This is a genomic window from Bacillus stercoris (genome assembly GCF_029772985.1).
Classification (GTDB): Bacteria; Bacillota; Bacilli; order Bacillales; family Bacillaceae; genus Bacillus; species Bacillus stercoris.
Window position 1 is genome coordinate 2404393 of sequence record NZ_CP121861.1, and the last position, 18879, is coordinate 2423271.

Annotated in this window: 23 protein-coding genes; 8 read left to right on the forward strand and 15 right to left on the reverse strand. The window is 41.2% G+C overall.

The genetic code is table 11. The features are described 5' to 3' along the window. Positions 1-379: 379 nt before the first annotated feature. The 3 genes from QA442_RS12780 to QA442_RS12790 form a co-directional block, all read right to left on the reverse strand. A complete protein-coding gene (locus QA442_RS12780; RefSeq protein ID WP_071581693.1) occupies positions 380-643 on the reverse strand; it encodes a YnfE family protein in 264 nt (87 codons plus the stop codon). Positions 644-717: 74 nt separating this feature from the next. Beyond that, positions 718-2217, reverse strand: coding sequence for a cellulase family glycosylhydrolase (locus QA442_RS12785; RefSeq protein ID WP_279473100.1), 1500 nt, complete (start codon positions 2215-2217; stop codon positions 718-720). Positions 2218-2544: 327 nt separating this feature from the next. Beyond that, positions 2545-3942: an alanine/glycine:cation symporter family protein gene (locus tag QA442_RS12790; protein WP_040083027.1), complete on the reverse strand. Its 1398-nt coding sequence runs from the start codon at positions 3940-3942 to the stop codon at positions 2545-2547. Positions 3943-4451: 509 nt separating this feature from the next. Between QA442_RS12790 and QA442_RS12795 the strand changes: the two genes are divergently transcribed. Together QA442_RS12795 and QA442_RS12800 are read left to right on the forward strand one after the other, a co-directional pair. Further along, positions 4452-4805: a hypothetical protein gene (locus QA442_RS12795; protein ID WP_014664143.1), complete on the forward strand. Its 354-nt coding sequence runs from the start codon at positions 4452-4454 to the stop codon at positions 4803-4805. Between the two features lie 25 nt (positions 4806-4830). Then, positions 4831-4956: a hypothetical protein gene (locus QA442_RS12800; protein ID WP_003231548.1), complete on the forward strand. Its 126-nt coding sequence runs from the start codon at positions 4831-4833 to the stop codon at positions 4954-4956. A 40-nt stretch (positions 4957-4996) separates the two neighbouring features. Here QA442_RS12800 and parC read toward each other — a convergent pair whose 3' ends face one another. The 3 genes from parC to QA442_RS12815 form a co-directional block, all read right to left on the reverse strand. Continuing rightward, complete coding sequence (parC, locus tag QA442_RS12805) at positions 4997-7417, reverse strand: DNA topoisomerase IV subunit A (RefSeq protein WP_071581691.1); 2421 nt, start codon at positions 7415-7417, stop codon at positions 4997-4999. Positions 7418-7420: 3 nt separating this feature from the next. Continuing rightward, positions 7421-9388 carry a DNA topoisomerase IV subunit B gene (gene parE / locus QA442_RS12810; protein WP_014664141.1) on the reverse strand — a complete coding sequence of 656 codons (1968 nt, stop codon included), beginning with the start codon at positions 9386-9388 and terminating at the stop codon, positions 7421-7423. A gap of 396 nt (positions 9389-9784) precedes the next feature. Beyond that, on the reverse strand, positions 9785-10192 hold the full coding sequence (locus QA442_RS12815; protein WP_003245606.1) for a CoA-binding protein: 408 nt from the start codon (positions 10190-10192) through the stop codon (positions 9785-9787). A gap of 169 nt (positions 10193-10361) precedes the next feature. On the opposite strand from QA442_RS12815, the gene plsY reads away from it, so the two are divergent. Together plsY and QA442_RS12825 are read left to right on the forward strand one after the other, a co-directional pair. Beyond that, entirely contained in the window at positions 10362-10943 is a 582-nt protein-coding gene (gene plsY, locus QA442_RS12820) for a glycerol-3-phosphate 1-O-acyltransferase PlsY (protein WP_279473105.1), read from the forward strand. Between the two features lie 87 nt (positions 10944-11030). After that, positions 11031-11318 carry a HesB/YadR/YfhF family protein gene (locus QA442_RS12825; protein WP_014664138.1) on the forward strand — a complete coding sequence of 96 codons (288 nt, stop codon included), beginning with the start codon at positions 11031-11033 and terminating at the stop codon, positions 11316-11318. Between the two features lie 30 nt (positions 11319-11348). On the opposite strand, the gene QA442_RS12830 is transcribed toward QA442_RS12825, so the two are convergent. From QA442_RS12830 to acnA, 7 genes are all read right to left on the reverse strand, one after another. Further along, positions 11349-11648, reverse strand: coding sequence for a hypothetical protein (locus QA442_RS12830; RefSeq protein ID WP_014664137.1), 300 nt, complete (start codon positions 11646-11648; stop codon positions 11349-11351). A 15-nt stretch (positions 11649-11663) separates the two neighbouring features. Further along, a complete protein-coding gene (locus tag QA442_RS12835; protein ID WP_071579104.1) occupies positions 11664-12080 on the reverse strand; it encodes a YbgC/FadM family acyl-CoA thioesterase in 417 nt (138 codons plus the stop codon). An 83-nt stretch (positions 12081-12163) separates the two neighbouring features. Next, positions 12164-12415 carry a small acid-soluble spore protein Tlp gene (gene tlp / locus QA442_RS12840; RefSeq protein ID WP_014664135.1) on the reverse strand — a complete coding sequence of 84 codons (252 nt, stop codon included), beginning with the start codon at positions 12413-12415 and terminating at the stop codon, positions 12164-12166. Between the two features lie 35 nt (positions 12416-12450). Then, positions 12451-12597 carry an acid-soluble spore protein SspN gene (sspN, locus tag QA442_RS12845; protein ID WP_003221249.1) on the reverse strand — a complete coding sequence of 49 codons (147 nt, stop codon included), beginning with the start codon at positions 12595-12597 and terminating at the stop codon, positions 12451-12453. A 64-nt stretch (positions 12598-12661) separates the two neighbouring features. Next, positions 12662-12787, reverse strand: a complete 126-nt coding sequence (locus QA442_RS12850) for an FbpB family small basic protein (RefSeq protein ID WP_003244964.1) — start codon at positions 12785-12787, stop codon at positions 12662-12664. Between the two features lie 79 nt (positions 12788-12866). After that, on the reverse strand, positions 12867-13379 hold the full coding sequence (locus QA442_RS12855; RefSeq protein ID WP_071581690.1) for a redoxin domain-containing protein: 513 nt from the start codon (positions 13377-13379) through the stop codon (positions 12867-12869). 71 nt (positions 13380-13450) lie between these two features. Next, a complete protein-coding gene (acnA, locus tag QA442_RS12860) occupies positions 13451-16180 on the reverse strand; it encodes an aconitate hydratase AcnA (protein ID WP_071581689.1) in 2730 nt (909 codons plus the stop codon). 226 nt (positions 16181-16406) lie between these two features. Here acnA and sspO point away from each other — a divergent pair, with 226 nt between their 5' ends. The 4 genes from sspO (at position 16407) to yneK (ending at position 17866) form a co-directional block, all read left to right on the forward strand. Continuing rightward, a complete protein-coding gene (sspO, locus tag QA442_RS12865; RefSeq protein WP_003244839.1) occupies positions 16407-16553 on the forward strand; it encodes a small acid-soluble spore protein SspO in 147 nt (48 codons plus the stop codon). A 31-nt stretch (positions 16554-16584) separates the two neighbouring features. Then, on the forward strand, positions 16585-16731 hold the full coding sequence (locus QA442_RS12870) for a small acid-soluble spore protein P (protein ID WP_003221237.1): 147 nt from the start codon (positions 16585-16587) through the stop codon (positions 16729-16731). Between the two features lie 80 nt (positions 16732-16811). Next, complete coding sequence (gene cotM / locus QA442_RS12875) at positions 16812-17204, forward strand: outer spore coat protein CotM (RefSeq protein ID WP_014664130.1); 393 nt, start codon at positions 16812-16814, stop codon at positions 17202-17204. A gap of 233 nt (positions 17205-17437) precedes the next feature. Beyond that, positions 17438-17866, forward strand: a complete 429-nt coding sequence (gene yneK / locus QA442_RS12880; RefSeq protein ID WP_147771948.1) for a DynA interaction protein YneK — start codon at positions 17438-17440, stop codon at positions 17864-17866. Between the two features lie 30 nt (positions 17867-17896). Here the strand turns inward: yneK and QA442_RS12885 are convergent, their stop codons facing one another. Both QA442_RS12885 and QA442_RS12890 read right to left on the reverse strand, forming a co-directional pair. Further along, positions 17897-18388 carry a CcdC family protein gene (locus tag QA442_RS12885; RefSeq protein ID WP_080478227.1) on the reverse strand — a complete coding sequence of 164 codons (492 nt, stop codon included), beginning with the start codon at positions 18386-18388 and terminating at the stop codon, positions 17897-17899. Positions 18389-18466: 78 nt separating this feature from the next. Then, positions 18467-18829: a response regulator gene (locus QA442_RS12890; RefSeq protein WP_014113939.1), complete on the reverse strand. Its 363-nt coding sequence runs from the start codon at positions 18827-18829 to the stop codon at positions 18467-18469. Between the last annotated feature and the right edge of the window lie 50 nt (positions 18830-18879).

The window sequence follows — 18879 nt, forward strand, 5'->3', positions numbered from 1 at the left end:
AAATGTATAAGGAATAAACATAAGCGTTATAAACAAATAAGTATTTTATCATTTAATGGATTCACTTTTATGTTCTCTTTACAGAAAGTAAAACTAGATCCATTCTGAACGACAACTGGTGCACTATTACTGAGATAGATATTATGAATATTCAGGGAAGGGAAATGTAGAACGCTATCGAAAGTTTGACTTGTTGACAATTCAAACTTTAAGAAAAGAAAAGACCGGAAGGCCAAGATTTAGTAACCAACTACTAAAAGATTTAGTTTACATAATATATATTCTAGGAAGTAAACAAAATAAATGAATTTCTGTCTCATATCAAAAGTATACTTAAGTTAGTGAGACAGAAATTGAAATTTTATTGGTTTGTTGCTAATCAAAAAAATGGCGTTGTTAATCCATAATAAACTGCTTCTAAATCTTCCAGCGTCATATCGCCATATGCGCATTTGATAACAGAGTCAGCAAACACATCATAGTCATAATCTGTAGAAAATCCTCGCTGCAGCTGTTTTTCGTAAGCTTCAATCTGTTCTTTTTGATACTGGATGTCTTTTTCCTTACCTGGATAGTCCGGACCATTTATCGCATGATTCATTTCTTTGAACAGCATCATATATTGCTTCAGTGTTTCATCCACAACCTACACCTCCTTGTTTTACTGGATAAGATAATGAAAACGGACATCATTGCTGATGTCCGCCAACAGTTAAACTATTTGGGTTCTGTTCCCCAAATCAGTTTTCCGTGATTATATAATGTGATTTTTTTCGTTGTTTTAAACGTATTTGATTGGAAAAAGGAATAATCGCCGCTTTGTGCATAATTGCTCCAGTCATCGTTGTGAAGACGAAGCTGAATATTTCCTGTGCTTGCTCCCGGTGACAGCTTTCCTTTTTTGAACCCCAGTTCCAGATAGGTATCTGCGCCTTGCTTAGGTTTATGCAGCGTCACAAATTTGTGGGTCAGATTGCCGCATCCAATCTGCGCGTAGTCACAGTCAAAGTTTTGGCCTTTGTTTTTCGCGTTATACCAGTAACGGGCAGTGACATCTTTTAAATCCACCGTCGCATTGCCGTTATTTTTTATGTGAAGCTGCGGGCGGATTTGGTTGCTGTTCACACCCCCATCCCCTGCTTTGTATTGTACAGAAATGCCGTTTTCCTGTGCGGGGTTATCTTGTGCCGGCGTTTCAGGGCGTTCTTTCGTTGAATCTTTGTTGCCGAGAATGTTTTCTCTTACGAATGTTCCTGAAGCAGTTAAATCTGTAAGCGGCCAGCCGCCTGTTTTAGATGCTCCCGGCTTTAACGCTGAGGATGATTCCTGCTTATCAGAAAGATTCCAGTTCACCCAGCTGATTTTCTTGCTGTCGAGATAATTCAGCCATTCCCGCGACTGGTCAAGGAATACACCGCCATTTCCAGACGCGTCGCTTGTTCCCCATTCCGTCACGAAAATAGGCGCTCCTTTACTGAGTGCATAGTTTGCTTTATCCCGTAAAGATTGGCCGTGTGTGCCGGCATAAAAATGAAGCGCGTACATGACATTTGCATCTTTTAGCTGATCATCGGCAGCATCATTCACATCCTGGCTCCATGTACCGGTTCCGACAATGATGGTGTTGTCTGGATCATTTTTGCGGATAACGGAAATCACTTCTTCCGCATACGGTTTAATATCACGCCCCCAGTTCACATCACCGTTTGGTTCGTTTGCAATTTCATAAATGACATTTGGCGTGTTTCCGTAAAGGCTTGACATTTCCTTGAAGAATTCTTTTGCCTTCTCTTTATTTTGGTTTGGATTACCGTCATTTAAGATATGCCAGTCAATGATGACATATATCCCAAGCTCTTTTGCCGCTTCAACCGCTTCTTTTACTTTGTTTTTCACGGATGGGTTGTCAATATAACCGCCATCTGCTGTATACATCGCCGCTCGAAAAACGGTAATGCCCCAATCGTCTCTCAGCCATTTTAAGCTGTCTTTATTGACAAAATCGCCATACCATTGCAATCCGTGTGAACTGATCCCCTTCAATTGCACCGCTTTGCCGTTTTGATTGATTAGCTGCGTGCCTTTTATGCTAAGCTGGCCATTTATGGCGACTGGCGTTTTTGCTCCTGCAGCAGATGCTGCTGGATTTCCTAAGCCGCTGGTTGCGAGTATTGAAATTAATAAACACACGATTAAGATAGAGACTTGACGTTTCATATATAGTATTCTTTCCTCCTTTACATCATGACGAAAATATATGCCTATTAACTCGTACGCTCCACCTCCCTTCCGTTTTTGTTTGGCACGGACTATTGTAAAAATTTATCTCATCTTTGTCTATCAACCTAATTTCTTGTTTTTAGACGGATTAAAAAGCCTGTCAATTTGCTCTTTTTGTCTTGTTTCAGATACTGCTGACATACGGACCAAATAGAAAATTGTTTAATCAGGACTATTCACGTTACTTTTTGTTTAATTTGAAAGATTCTGCTTCTTTACGCCAAATAAAAAGCCGCATTCAATGAATTGAATGCAGCCGTGTTCTTATGCTTCTTGTTTCTCATCTTCCCATGTTTCAGCATTTTTCAGCCCTGGAATGTTTTTCGCTTTAAATACAGGATCAAGTCCTTGTTTACGCTGTTTCGCGTAATCTTTATACACTTTGTAAGCAACGTTTGACAGTAGCGTAATCACAACTAAGTTAATCAGCGCCATGATACCCATAAAGAGATCCGCCATGTCCCAAACGATTTGGAAGCCTGATAGAGAACCGTAGACAACCATAGCAATAACCGCAATCCGGTAAATATTGAGCCATGTTTTGCTTGTTTTAATAAATTCAATATTTGTCTCACCATAATAATAGTTGCCGACAACTGAACTGAATGCAAACAAGAACATTGCGACTGCGATGAAGCTAGGCGCCCAGCCACCGATATGATGATTAAGGGCAGCCTGGGTTACTTGGATACCATCACCTTTTGGCGTTACACTGTAAAGCAAAATGATAAACGCTGTGGACGTACATACGATAAATGTATCGAAAAATACGCCTAATGTTTGAATAAAACCTTGTTTTGCCGGATGCGATACATGAGCTGTTGCAGCCGCATTCGGAGCGCTTCCCATCCCTGCTTCGTTTGAAAAAAGTCCTCGCTGCGCACCGATAACGATGATGCCGCCAATTCCGCCGCCGACGACTTGTTCAAACCCTAAAGCATTTTTAACAATTGTAGCGATAACGCCAGGGAAAGCCGTAATATTTGTGATAACAACAAATAATGCAATAATAATATAAATGCCTGCCATAACCGGTACAATTAACTGTGTTACAGCCACAACACGTTTTAAACCGCCAAAAATGATAAACGCAGTTAAAACAGCCAAGACAATGGCTACAACTGTTTTATTCACATGAAATGCGCCATCCAATGCTCCAGCAATAGTATTCGTTTGAACAGCGTTAAAGATTAAACCGAATGATACCGTAATTAAGACAGCAAAAACGATGCCGAGCCATCTGGCTCCAAGGCCCTTCTGAATGTAGTAGGCCGGACCTCCGCGGAAATCCTCCCCGTCTCTTACCTTATAAAGCTGCGCTAGCGTACTCTCAACAAAGCTAGAAGCCATACCTACAGCAGCTACAACCCACATCCAAAACACAGCGCCTGGTCCGCCTGTCGCAATTGCTAAAGCTACACCAGTCAAATTTCCAGTACCGACTCGGGATGCAGCGGAAATAAAGAATGCCTGCATAGAGGAAACGCCTTTATTTCCTTCAGGCTTCTCACCTACTATTCTGAACATTTCAATAAAATAACGGAATTGGATAAAACCAAAACGTATGGTAAAAAATAATCCAAGCCCTATTAAAATATAAAATAGGTATTTCCAAATGAAATCACTTGGAATATGAATTAAACTATCGAAAAAAGACGCCATATTTACCTCCCGTTTTCATCAATTCAATACGAATTCGTTTTGATGTTAGATTTTTTAACATAACGAGTTTTATTATATCACAATATGACGAATTAGGAAGTTTTTTCGCGAAGAATATTGTCATAGCCAGATGTTACTCTGTCGACCCTTTCCCTAGCATTTTCCTATAAAAAATAAAAACATTCGTTGCAAGTTTGCATTTTAAAAAAGTACCTATTAACAATGCAATCATTTCCTCTCATTCTCTTACCTTTCCTTTGATTTTAGCTCACAAATAAAGGAATAAACCTTAAACAACAAACATATCATCTAAAATATGCTTTTATTCACACCATAAACCGGGTAACATACACTAATAAAGAATGTTTCTCTTTCAAAAATAAGCAAAAAGATATATACTTAACAAAGTGAAATTTAGTTTTTAAATTTAATAAATCAGGTTTACTTTTAGGATGGATTAGGGTATTATTATAAAAATATTCAGTAATATTAAAGGAGGGGGAGATCATTTGAAAAAAGTAACGATATTGAAAGCATCCATCTTATTCTTGGCGATCGCCAGTTTTCATTTGCTCTCAATTCCCCACGCCTTTGATATCGGCCATCATTATAAAGCCGTAGCCGATCAGCAGGAAATGCACGAGATGAAAGCCGGCCAAAATGCTGATGATGAGAAGAAATCCATCACAGGGGCATTTGCGCTAACCGCTTTGTGGGCAATGGCTGTTCTGCTTCTGACCGCTGAAAGCAAAAGTACGGGATACACCCGCAGGCGCCAGCGGAAAAAAAGCTTTATACTGGCCAAATTTTATCAGTCGTCTTATTTCGGCAAACTTCATGTTCAACATCACCCGATTATATAACGATAATATGAGGAGGCTGTTTAACATGTTGTTTATCTTAAGAATGGTGATATTAGGCTTATTTTCTTTCACAGCGCTGAATTTATTTGTATGGCAGGGAATTGAAGTCATTCATGCCGTAACAGATCTATTCACCAACCATGAAAGCTAAATAAACGAAACCCGCTCGTATAGTATGAGCGGGTTTTTTATTATTGGTCTGTATGAAGGCGCCAGACAGCTGTAACCTTGCCTGATTCCTCTTCATCAAAAAAGAAAGAGCCATTGCTGTATCTGTCGTTTGTCCGCAGCTCTTTTGCCTGCAGTTCTTTTCTGTCGCCTTTTTCTGTTTCTGCCATAAGCCGCTGTTCAAGACCGCAAGCGAACAGTGCTGCAACACGGTGAGGATTCTTTTTCAGTTCCCTTAGCATCACGACACCGCGTTTTGCGCGGGATGTTTTCTCGAACTCAGAAAGACTCATGCGTTTTACCGCTCCCCGCTGTGTGAACAAGACAATTGAATCAGATTCTTGAAGGATCTCTCCTGAGACAACAAAGTCATCCTCTTTTAAGTTAATCCCTTTGACACCTGCCGCACGCGCGCCAACTACATTCACTTCGTCTTCTCCAAACCACAGGCCGTACCCTAAGTGAGTGGCCATAAAGATCTGGCTTTCCCCATTTGTTACATGAACATCAATCAATTCATCTTCACCCTTCAGATTTAAGGCCACAAGCGCCTTAGAATAACGCTGTGCTTTGTAATGGGTGAGCTCTGTCTTTTTCACCATGCCGTTTTTCGTAAAGAACAATAGATATGCCGACGGATCAAATTCTTTTATCGGTATGGCCTTTACAATCGTTTCATCACGGTCAATGGTGATGATATTAGAAAAATGCTGACCCATGTCCTTCCATCTGATATCAGGCAGCTGGTGAACAGGACAATAAATGTAGCTTCCTTTGTTCGTAAAGAGCAGCAGTACGTCCGTCGTATTCATTTCAAATTGATGCAGCATCCTGTCCGTATCTTTCATTCCGAAATCCTGGCCGTTGGAAGCGGCATATGAGCGCTGGCTTGTCCGTTTTAGATAGCCATCCTTCGTAACGGTTACATATACATCCTCAGACGCAACCATAACTTCGAGGTTGATTTTAATTTCCTCAATTTTTTCTTCAATCACGGAGCGTCTCGTGTCTGCATATTTCTTTTTCAGTGCTTTTAAGCTGTTTGTGATCACTTTTAACAGCTTTTTATCATTGCTTAAAATAGATTCGAGCTCTTCAATTTTTTTACCGAGCTCTTCTGCCTCTTCCTTAAGCGCTGTGATATCTGTATTGGTTAAACGATATAACTGCAATGACACGATGGCTTCAGCCTGAGGCTCTGTAAATTCGTATTTCGCAATCAAATTATTTTTAGCGTCACGTTTATCGCTTGAAGAACGGATCGTTGCAATGACTTCATCTAAAATGGACAAAGCTTTCATGAGCCCTTCTACGATGTGATGTCTGTCTTTTGCTTTTTGAAGCTCGTAAACGGACCGGTTTGTGACGACTTCCTTTTGGTGTCCAATATACGCATCCAAAATAGACGGCAGGCTCATCAGCATCGGACGGCGGTTATGAATAGCCACCATATTAAAGTTATATGTGATCTGCAAATCAGTGTTTTTATATAAGAAATTCAAAATGCCTTTGGCATCCGCTTCTTTTTTCAGCTCAATGACCACTCTCAGCCCTGTTCGATCCGTTTCATCACGAACCTCTGAGATGCCTTCAACCTTTTTATCAATACGGAACTCGTCCATTTTTTTCACAAGGTTTGCTTTATTTACTTCAAATGGAATTTCAGTAATGACTATTTGTTCTCGTCCGCCTCTGATTGTTTCAATTTCAGCTTTTCCGCGGATAATGATTTTTCCTTTTCCAGTTTCGTAAGCTTTTCTTATGCCGTCAACGCCTTGAATAATACCGCCTGTCGGAAAATCAGGCCCTTTAATGACTTCCATGAGTTCATCAACAGAGCAAGATGGCATTTGAATACGCTTAATGACAGCATCAATGACTTCTCCCAAATGATGAGGGGGAATGTCGGTCGCGTATCCCGCTGATATCCCGGTTGATCCGTTGACCAATAAGTTAGGAAACATCGCCGGGAGTACGACAGGCTCCTTGCTTGTGTCATCGAAGTTAGGCACAAATTCAACCGTGTTTTTGTCAATATCCCGAAGAAGCTCAGATGCTATCGGAGATAATCGTGCCTCTGTATAACGCATGGCTGCCGGAGGATCTCCGTCGATGCTCCCGTTGTTTCCATGCATTTCGATCAACACATTACGAACTTTCCAATCCTGGCTCATCCGCACCATTGCTTCATATACCGAACTGTCACCGTGCGGATGATAGTTACCGATGACGTTACCAACCGTTTTGGCCGCTTTTCTGAAGTTTTTATCAAACGTGTTTCCATCTGTATGCATCGCATACAGAATTCTGCGCTGTACCGGCTTTAATCCGTCTCTCGCATCAGGCAGCGCTCTGTCTTGAATAATATATTTACTGTAGCGTCCAAAACGGTCGCCGATCACCTCTTCTAATGGTAAATCATGAAATAATTCTGGCTGTGACAATCATTAAACCTCCTCAGCGACCGATAAGTTTTCATTTTCTAAAATATTGCTTTCTTCATCTAAGCCGAAAGCGACGTTTTTCTCAATCCACTTTCTGCGCGGCTCTACTTTGTCTCCCATTAACGTCGTTACACGTCTCTCTACACGTGCCGCATCGTCAATTTTGACCCTAACAAGGGTGCGGGACTCCGGATTCATTGTCGTTTCCCACAGCTGGTCTGCGTTCATCTCTCCAAGACCCTTATATCGCTGAATGGTATAGCCCTTGCCGACTTTTTTCAGGACATCACCCATCTCTTCATCAGACCATGCATATTCAATGATTTCCTTCTTTCCGCTTCCTTTACTGACCTTATATAAAGGTGGCAGCGCTATAAACACCTTGCCATGCTCAATGAGCGGCTTCATATAGCGATAGAAAAAGGTAAGAAGCAGCACTTGAATATGAGCGCCGTCAGTATCGGCATCGGTCATAATGATGATTTTGTCGTAGTTGATGTCATCGATTGAGAAATCTGCTCCGACACCCCCGCCGATCGCATGAATGATCGTATTGATCTCTTCATTTTTAAAGATATCCGCAAGCTTAGCTTTTTCTGTATTAATGACTTTACCGCGTAAAGGCAGAACTGCTTGGAATCTGCGGTCTCTTCCCTGCTTGGCTGATCCGCCTGCTGAATCACCCTCAACGAGATACAATTCATTTTTTGCCGGGTTTCTCGAACCCGCAGGCGTCAGCTTTCCGCTTAAAGTCGCTTCTGATTTTTTTCGTTTTTTGCCGCTTCTTGCTTCTTCACGGGCTTTGCGTGCCGCTTCGCGCGCCTGGCTCGCCTTGATTGCTTTTTTGACAAGAAGCGTTGCGGTGTCCCGATTTTCCTCTAAAAAGTAAGCAAGCTGCTCGGAAACAATTGCATCAACCGCTGATCTTGCTTCACTCGTTCCGAGCTTTCCTTTTGTTTGTCCTTCAAATTGAAGAAGCTCCTCAGGAATGCGGACAGAAATAATGGCTGAAAGCCCTTCCCTTATATCGGTGCCTTCAAGGTTCTTATCCTTTTCCTTCAGCAAAGCCACTTTTCGCGCATATTCATTAAAAGCCCGGGTCATCGCAGTTTTTGCACCCGACTCATGCGTCCCGCCGTCTTTTGTTCTGACATTGTTAACAAAAGACAAAATATTTTCAGAATAACCATCGTTAAACTGGAACGCAAAATCCACTTCTATGGAATGATGCTCTCCCTCAAACGAGACCACTTCAGATAAGACGTCTTTTTCTTCATTTAAGTAAGCGACAAACGCCTCTATGCCGTTTTCATAATAAAAGACCTCATGCTGGTCATTGCGTTCATCAATCAGCTCAATTTTCAACCCTTTTAACAAAAACGCAGACTCTCTTAAGCGCTCGGAAAGCGTTTCAAAATTATAGGTTGTTGCGCTGAACATCGTTGGATCTGGCTTAAAGTGTGTGAGTGTTCCCGTCTTTTTCGTTTTGCCGATCTTTTCGAGAGATGTAACCGGTTTTCCTCCATTTTCAAATCGCTGCTGATAGATAAAACCGTCCCGTTCAATGGTAACTGTCAGCCATTCAGATAAAGCATTCACGACTGATGCACCCACTCCATGGAGCCCGCCGCTTGTCTTATAGCCGCCTTGGCCGAATTTTCCTCCGGCATGAAGCACCGTAAAAATCACTTCAGGGGTTGGTTTGCCGAGCTTATGCATTCCGGTCGGCATGCCGCGTCCTCTATCCTGTACAGAAATGCTATTGTCTTTATGTATTTTGACGATTATGTGATCTCCATGGCCGGCAAGCACCTCGTCGACAGAGTTATCTACAATTTCATAAACCAAGTGGTGCAAGCCGCGCGCGTCAGTAGAGCCAATATACATACCCGGCCTTTTCCTGACAGCCTCAAGGCCTTCGAGCACCTGTATGGCATCTTCGTTGTAATCAAATTGCTGTTTTCTAGCCAAACGTACAAACCCCTTTCAAAAACTAACATTGTCTTTCTCTTTTTCAGTGTTACACATCATTTGTATATAAGATATTTTTTATAAACCTCGCCTCAAGCCGGTACTGCCTTGGACTCCTCATTATAACCAATATGTTTGCAATCGCAACATAGAGCTAACGAATCAGTTCTCAAAACATCGGCTAGTGCTGTTTTTGCACCATAAGAACGTATGTTTGTTTATTATATATAAAGCAGCAGACCTTCGCAAATCGAACGGCCGAAACCCAGCTGGACAAGGTATTCAAAAAAAGCTGTTCAAGCTTTATTGTATCTGTTTCACCGTAATACGCAAACAATATCTTAAAATTAAAAAGCAAAAATCCTTGAATTCACAAGGATTTTTGCAGTTCTGCACCTATTTTGTTACAGCGTGTGCCACTTTTATGCACAGATCCATGATAACCGTTCTGCCTTTTTCTTTTAGCATCTGGTATGCTTCCTCGTTTACCAGCCCTTGCTGCGCCCAAAATACCGGAGCATCTGTCTCTAAAAACTCTTCCGCCACTCCAGGAAGCTGTTCTGAGCGCCGGAATACATTGACGATGTCAATTGGACCGTCAATCTCTTTTAAAGATGAAACGGCTTTGACACCTAGTGCCTCATCAATTGTCGGGTTCACAGGGATAATTTCATAACCCGCGTCCTGCATTGCTTTTGAAACCATATGTGACGTTCTATCCGGACGGTCTGAAAGCCCCACTACTGCTATACGTTTGCTTCTTTGAAGAATCTCTTTAATTTCCGCTTTAGAAGGGTTTTGCATCATGAGTCACTCCTTTTCCACTTATTTTACACGATCAAAACAGGAGAAATCAAAATATGATGCATGCTTGATTGGATTTGTAAGCAAACTTTACAAAAAAACTTATCATCAGATCATGACATCTCATGTTAAAATAGAAAGAAGGGAATTTGAAAAAGGAGAAATGTAGATGTTAATTGCTTTATTGATTATTTTGGCCTACTTGATAGGCAGCATTCCATCTGGCTTAATTGTGGGCAAGCTTGCCAAGGGAATTGATATTCGGGAGCACGGAAGTGGCAACTTAGGCGCTACCAATGCATTCCGTACACTGGGCGTAAAAGCAGGTTCGGTCGTCATAGCCGGAGATATTTTGAAAGGGACGCTGGCAACTGCATTGCCTTTTCTCATGCACGTTGATATTCATCCGCTTCTTGCAGGGGTCTTTGCGGTTATAGGCCATGTGTTCCCCGTCTTCGCTAAATTTAAAGGCGGTAAAGCCGTGGCAACATCAGGTGGCGTTTTGCTATTTTACGCACCACTGTTATTTATCACGATGGTTGCGGTATTTTTCATCTTTTTATACTTGACTAAATTTGTTTCTCTATCATCGATGTTAACAGGGATCTATACTGTTATATATAGTTTCTTTGTTCATGATACGTATTTATTAATTGTCGTTACCCTGCTCACTATTTTTGTGATATACAGACACCGGGAAAACATTAAACGAATCATCAATAAAACAGAACCTAAAGTAAAATGGCTATAAGCTTAAAAACCTTCTCTTTTGACACAGAATAGCCTAATACGTTTATAATAGAGAAAATTCAAATGAAGAACAAAGGGGTGTGCTGTTATGAATATGACAATTAACGAAGACGCATTGAACTGGTATAAAGAAGAGCTCGATTTGGAAAGCGGAGACCAGGTTCGCTTTTTCGTCCGCTATGGAGGCTGCAGCAACGTTCAAAAGGGTTTTTCTCTCGGTGTAGCGAAAGATGCCCCACAAGAGGCTGGAGTCACTGCAGAAGCAGACGGCATTACCTTCTTTATTGAAGAAAGTGATTTATGGTACTTTGATAATCACGACCTTCTCGTCAGCTATTCAGAAGACGCTAATGAACCGGTTTTTGAATACCAATAAAAAAGAACGCACATGATGTGCGTTCTTTTTTTACAAATGAAATCGTATAAGATGATCGGTTAGGTTTTCTTGTTCCAAAATATATTTTTGGGTCTCCCCCAGCAGATCAAAGTGAGGAAATTCACTTTTCTTATGTATCCATTCTTTCTTTAACCCGTAGGCTGCTCCCCACCGAATCAGCTTATCAATATCTGCACAGCCGGCTTTTGTCACAGTCTTTGCTTCCGGAAACCGGTCATCAAGCCAGTAATGTGTTAAAAATGCGATTTCTCCTTTTTTCACTGCTTGTTTCCACCGGTTCAGTTCCTCCCGTTTCACACCAAACGCCATATCCCGTTCACTTCCCTATTTTTTGGCCTTTTCATATGCTGCGTGCCAATCAGGAAAAGCTTTGCGAAACTGAATAGGCTTAAAGCTTTCTTTATCCACACATATATGAGATGAGGTGGCTTTGATGGAAAGCTCACCGGCCGGATTATAAATGTGATAACCATAAACGGTTTTAAAGCCGTTATATTCCTCTATCCATGTATGGACAACCGCGGTTTCTCCGTAATGAAGCGGCTTTTTATAGGAAATGTTGATATCAACGACCGGAGACAGAACTCCTCTCTTTTCCATTTCACTATATAAAAAGCCTAAGTCCTTGATTAAAGCTGTTCTGCCGACCTCCATCCACACAAGATAATTTGCGTGATAGACAATCCCCATTTGATCTGTTTCTGCATAACGCACTTCTATTTCTTTTTTTGATACATGCAAGATTACTCTGCTCCCTTAACGTCAATTTAGCCCCATTTTACCATAACCAAATCAGAAAGAAAAAAACCAGGTTTCCCTGGTTTTTAAGAGCGGTATCCATTTTGTCTCGCTGCGGATTCGTCCTGTATTTCATTGCGAAATGCTTCAATGCTCTGTTCGCGTCTTGCATTTTTTTCTTTGATACGCTGTTTATCTTCTCCTGAAGCAAACTCCATTGTTGCTTCTGCTTCTTCTATATTTTCAATTGTATTTTGAACCATATCCTGCAATTTTTCTACATTATCAGAACGATCATCTGGATTAGGCTGCTGATATTGATTTTGGTTCTTTGTCATCGGATGTACCTCCTAGAAATAAACTTGATTTTTCGCTACTCGCCTTTTGTCTGCATGATGATCGGCTGCTGTCCTGAAGTATCATGCATTTTTTCCCCTTTATTGGCTTTATATTTCACAGGCTTTGTACCCAAGTGGCTTGGAGCATATTGAGGCTGACCGTTTTTCTTGTTGTTTCCCATGCTTATCCCTCCTCAACAGATAGGTTTCTCAAAAGGAGGGATAAACATGAATACAAATTAAAGGTTATTTTTGCTTAAATCGCTGTTCAAGCTTTTCCTCAAGCTGATTTAAATACTCTGTATTAGTCATCAGCTCTTTTTTGTTTTCCATGACGAGCTCATGAAAAGAACGTTTTCTCATCTTCTTCACGCTTCTCACCTCCGCATATTCTTTTATTTTTTCCAATTCTGAAAACTTGTAAGCATATCTGAACATAAAAAAACTGAATCTAATCAAGATCCAGTTTTTGTTCCATTTCTTTTTTTGTCATGGTGCCAATGTGTATGTCTTGAATAACACCTTTTTCATCCAAGATATATGTCGTTGGATATGACATCACGTTATAGTCAGCATTGATCCCTTTTTTATCAATCAGAATAGGGAACGTTAAATCATACGTATCAGCAAACGCTCGGACTTGTTCTTCACTTTTCTCAGCTGAAGTGAAATTTACCGCAACAACCGCAAGTTTGTCGGCATACTCTTTTTGCAGCTCTTCCATCGCCGGCATTTCCTGACGGCAGGGCTTACACCAAGTTGCCCAAAAATTGAGCAATACTTTTTTGCCTTGTGAATCCTTTAAGGAGCTATTCTCTCCCGACAGCGTTTTCAAAGAAAAATCAGGTGCTTGTTGCCCCTCTTCAATTCCGACTTCTTTTTTGCTGTATGTTTGATACAGGTTCCAACCCATATAACCGGCAAGCATAATAAGCAGGATCCCTGCAAGCCATTTTTTCAGCATATGCCACCTCCGCAGCACATTTTGTCATAAAAAGAAGAGAAAGCGAAATGCCTTCTCTTCCTATTGATTCATCAGGACTGCTTCATTTTTTCACGAAGCACCATTTGAAGGATACCGCCATGGCGGTAGTAATCAATTTCAACTTCACTGTCAAAGCGGACGACTGCTTCAAAAGTTGTTACATTGCCGTCTTCATTGATTGCTCTTACCGTCACAAGGTCACGAGGGCGAACTGTTTCATCAACATCTACCTCGATGACTTCTTTACCCGTTAAGCCGAGTGTATCCGCATTTTCACCTTGTTTAAACTGAAGCGGCAGCACACCCATGAATACAAGGTTGCTTCTGTGAATTCTTTCAAAGCTCTCTGCAATTACCGTTCTAATGCCGAGTAGGTTTGTTCCTTTGGCAGCCCAGTCACGTGAAGATCCCATACCGTAGTCTTTTCCTGCTAATACAACAAGACCGGTTTTATCTTCTTTGTATTTCATGCACGCATCATAGATGGATGTTACTTCACCAGTTGGCCAGTACGTCGTAAATCCGCCTTCTGTACCCGGTGCGATTTGGTTTTTGATGCGAATGTTTGCAAATGTCCCTCTCATCATGACTTCATGGTTTCCTCGGCGCGAACCGTAGGAGTTAAAGTCACGAGGAGAAACCCCTTTTTCTTGCAAATACTTTCCGGCAGGTGTATCTTTACCGATTGCACCAGCAGGAGAAATATGGTCAGTTGTGACTGAATCGCCGAATTTACCGACAACACGCAAACCTTTTAATGGTTCAACCTTGCCCGGTTCAACAGACATTTCTTCGAAGAATGGCGGATTTTGAATGTAAGTTGACTCGTTATCCCATTTATATAACGCTTCATCTGTTGTTTCAATCTCGTTCCAGCGCTCGTTGTCATCAAATACCGTTTCATACTCTTTGCGGAAGAGCTCAGGCGTAACAGTTTGCTTAACAAGTGAATTGATTTCGTCTGTTGACGGCCAAATATCGTTAAAGTATACGTTTTGACCATCTTTACCCACACCGATCGGGTCGGTTTTCAGGTTAATGTTTACCGTTCCAGCCAGCGCATATGCCACAACAAGCGGTGGAGAAGCAAGGTAGTTTCCTTTAACAAGCGGGTGAATACGTCCTTCAAAGTTACGGTTTCCGGAAAGGACAGACGTAATCAGAAGATCATTTTTCGCAACCGCTTCTTCGATTTCTGGTGAAAGCGGACCTGAGTTTCCGATACATGTTGTACAGCCGTACCCAACGAGGTTAAAGCCAAGCTCTTTCATGTATGGAAGAAGGCCTGAATTCACAAGATATCCTGTAACGACTTTAGAACCCGGTGCAAGTGACGTTTTCACGTAATTAGGCACCTTAAGCCCTAACTCAACCGCTTTTTTCGCTACTAGTCCGGCGCCGATCAGAACATATGGGTTAGATGTATTCGTACAGCTTGTAATCGCGGCAATAGCGATCGCACCCGTTTTCATAACTGTTTCTTCGCCATTGAGAAGTTTAAATTTAATTTCTTTATTCTCTTCTTCAGCGTTTAAACCGAACCCTTGGTTACCCGCAGGGCTGACTAAGTGCTTTTTAAACGTTTCCTGCATAGCAGAAAGCGGGATCAAATCCTGTGGACGCTTTGGACCTGATAAGTTCGCTTCAATTTGTGAGAGGTCGATTTCAACCACATCAGTAAATTGAGGGTCTTCCGCATCAGGAGTGTAGAACAAGCCATTGCTTCTGCAGTACGCTTCGACAACATCAATATGTTCAGGATCACGGCCTGTCAGGCGCATGTAGTTGAGCGCTTCTTCATCTACTGGGAAGAATCCGCATGTAGCACCATATTCCGGAGCCATGTTCGCAATTGTTGCGCGATCTGCAAGCGGCAGTTCAGCAATTCCCGGTCCGAAGAATTCAACAAATTTGCCGACAACGCCTTTTTCACGGAGCACTTGTGTTACTTTTAACGCCAAGTCAGTAGCTGTTGTTCCGTTTGGAAGCTTGCCGACAAGTTTCGCGCCGATTACCTCTGGAACTGGGAAGTAAGAAGGCTGTCCAAGCATTCCCGCTTCAGCTTCAATTCCGCCGACACCCCAGCCAAGAACACCGATACCGTTAATCATTGTTGTATGTGAGTCTGTCCCCACAAGCGTATCTGGATACGTTACAAGCTCACCGTCTTCTTCAATGGCATGGACAACACTTGCCAGGAACTCAAGGTTGACCTGATGCACAATACCTGTTGCAGGCGGCACTGCTTGATAATTGTTAAACGCTTTCTTTGCCCAGCTTAAAAATTTGTAGCGTTCTGCATTTCTTTCGAATTCCAAATCCATATTTACTGCTAACGCGTCTTCCGTACCCGCTTTATCAACCTGTACAGAGTGGTCGATAACGAGATCAACAGGAATTTCAGGGTTGATTTTATCAGGATCTCCGCCGACTGCTGCCATCGCTTTACGCAGTGAAGCAAGGTCTACTACTGCCGGAACCCCTGTGAAGTCTTGTAAAATAACACGAGACGGTTTGAACGGAACATCGATTTCCTTTAATTCGGCAGTTCCCCATTTTGCCAAATTTTCCACATGTTCTTTTTTGATGACGAATCCGTCCACTTGACGCAAAACTGATTCTAAAAGAACTTTGATGGAATAAGGAAGCTTCGAAACCTTCCCGATACCTGAATCTTCTAACGCTTTTAAAGAGTAGTAATGATATGTTTTCCCATTTGTAGTAAACGTTTTTCTCGCTTGGAAAACGTCTTTTGCTGCAGTTTTTTGCTCGTTTGCCATTCTCCAAAATCCCCCTTCAGATCAGATCATTCTCAGATGAACATTACATTCCATCACAATTTTCTCACAATTTCATATTAAAACAAAATCATACATAAGTAAATATCAATGTTTTTATTAAATACAATAAGTTCGACTTATGAGAATATACACCGGTAATTTTTACTGTTTATGCTCTCTCATAGAACACACTAAAAGGAGCCATATTATGATTGAGGTGATAATGATGGTTAAAAGAAAAGCGAATCACGTTATTAACGGAATGAATGACGCCAAAAGCCAAGGCAAAGGCGCCGGCTATATCGAAAACGATCAGCTTGTACTGACTGAAGCTGAACGCCAAAATAATAAAAAGAGAAAAACCAATCAATAACATCGAACTCTTTTAAGGAGGTCCTCATTTTATGACCAATAAAAATACAAGTAAAGATATGCATAAAAATGCGCCAAAAGGACACAATCCGGGACAGCCTGAGCCTTTAAGCGGAAGCAAAAAAGTGAAGAACCGAAACCACACAAGACAAAAGCACAACTCAAGCCATGATATGTAAGAAAAGCAGACCTTAGTGTCTGTTTTTTTATGCGTTCACCCATTTATCATCCACTGCATATGCTGTAAGGCAAGGTTGATATGTGGAGGAATGCTTCCATGACCCATTCAAAACGTAATGATGCAAATGATTTCGATAGTATGGATGAATGGCTTCGGCAATTTTTTGAAGACCCCTTCGCCTGGTACGACGAAACATTGCCTATTGATTTATATGAAACAAGTCAGCAGTATATTATAGAAGCGGACCTGACTTTTTTACAGCCGACACAAGTAATGGTTACCCTGTCTGGCTGCGAGTTCATTTTAACAGTCAAATCATCTGGACAGACTTTTGAAAAACAAATGATGCTTCCTTTTTATTTTAATGACAAAACCATTCAAGCCGAATGCGAAAATCAAATACTCACAGTCGCCGTCAATAAAGAAACAGAAGATGGCTCTTCTTTTTCTCTTCAATTCCCTCTCAGCTAAACATAAAAAGTCACTTTCATCCCCTATAATGAAAGTGACTTTTTTTCCGTCCATTTATCGTCAAATACCCTCTAGTGACTCTCCCATGGCCAAATAGCAGATTCACTATACAATAGAATATGATCTACTATCTCTTTTGACTAGACATCTATCACTTTTTTCTATTCTTTTTTTACTGTGTTCTTCTAATCTCTCTTCGTATACAATATGGTTAGAATAAGGGGGAATGATCGATGCTGGAAGGATGGTTTTTGTGGTTTATTCTGTTTTGGGTAATCATGATGATTGTCTTATTATCAATCGGCGGTTTTTTCATGTTTCGAAAGTTTTTAAAGCGTTTACCAAAAGAAGACGGCAGGTCAGAACTTGATTGGCAGGATTACTATATTGAAAACAGCAGACATTTATGGAACGATGAAAATAAACAGTTTCTAGATGAATTGACAGCGCCGGTGCCAGAGCTGTTCAGAGATGCAGCAAAAGCCAAAATCGCAGGCAAAATCGGTGAGCTTGCATTAAAAGAAAAGGTAGCAAAGATTGATCAGCAACTTATGATCAAAGGTTATATTCTCGCAACTCCAAAAAGAGACCATACCTTCTTAAAAAGGCATCTGCGGGACAAAAAAATCGATCTGGAGCCTTATCAAACCCTTCTCAAATAAAAAACCTTTCCTGGCAAGAGGAAAGGTTTTTTAATTCATTTGAATATTAGCTGACTGCAGCTCGTTATGAAGTTTTCGATATGATAAATACATGGCGATTCTCCAAGGCACAATCATACCGAAAGCCAGAATCCAAAACATTCCGCTCAATGCACCATAATCAATTGATGTGCTCAAAATCGATTTCATCACGATTCTGATCACCAAAAGACCGACTAATATAAAAACAAATGCTTTAGAGCGTTTCATGTAAATCTCATTATTTTTAACTTCGAACTTAGAGGTTTTGATTAGAAAAATAGAGAAAATCACACCTAAAGTGAATGCTTCTAAAAACTCTGCACCAGTTACCCAAAATACCGGAAATAAAAACATTAACGCTCCCGTACTCATAAAAATCGGCGGGAGAATGATTTTTTTTGGTGAAACAGGCTTGTCAGAGGACTTTATTCTGACAACCATGACAGCTACAGCCATGAACACAGCAATAATCGATGAAATTATAATCATCATACTTATCATTCCTTTGTTTCTCGGAGTGTTGATACTATATACTATACTCCAAAACAATAAAAAAAACCATTTTGAAAAGAAATGACTTTAATATCCCATAACGCGGCTGACAGCTTCCAGCACTTTTGTTTCCTCGAACGGCTTCACAATAAAATCCTTTGCCCCCAGCTCAATTGCTTCCGTTACAATTCTTTGCTGGCGCATGGCAGTGCACATGATGACCTTCGCCTTAGGATCAAAGGTTAGGATATCACGAAGCGCCTTTATGCCGTTTTTCACTGGCATTGTAATATCCATTGTCACAATGTCCGGGCGCAGTTTTTTATACAGATCCGCTGCTTGCTCGCCGTCCGCCGCTTCGCCTGCGATTATGTAATTTGCCTCTTCCAAGATCTCTCTGATTTTCACTCTCATGAACTTGGCGTCGTCTACAACTAAAACTCTTGTCATATGCCCCTCCAAAAAACGATTTCCACAAATAATAGTCTTATTGTACCAAA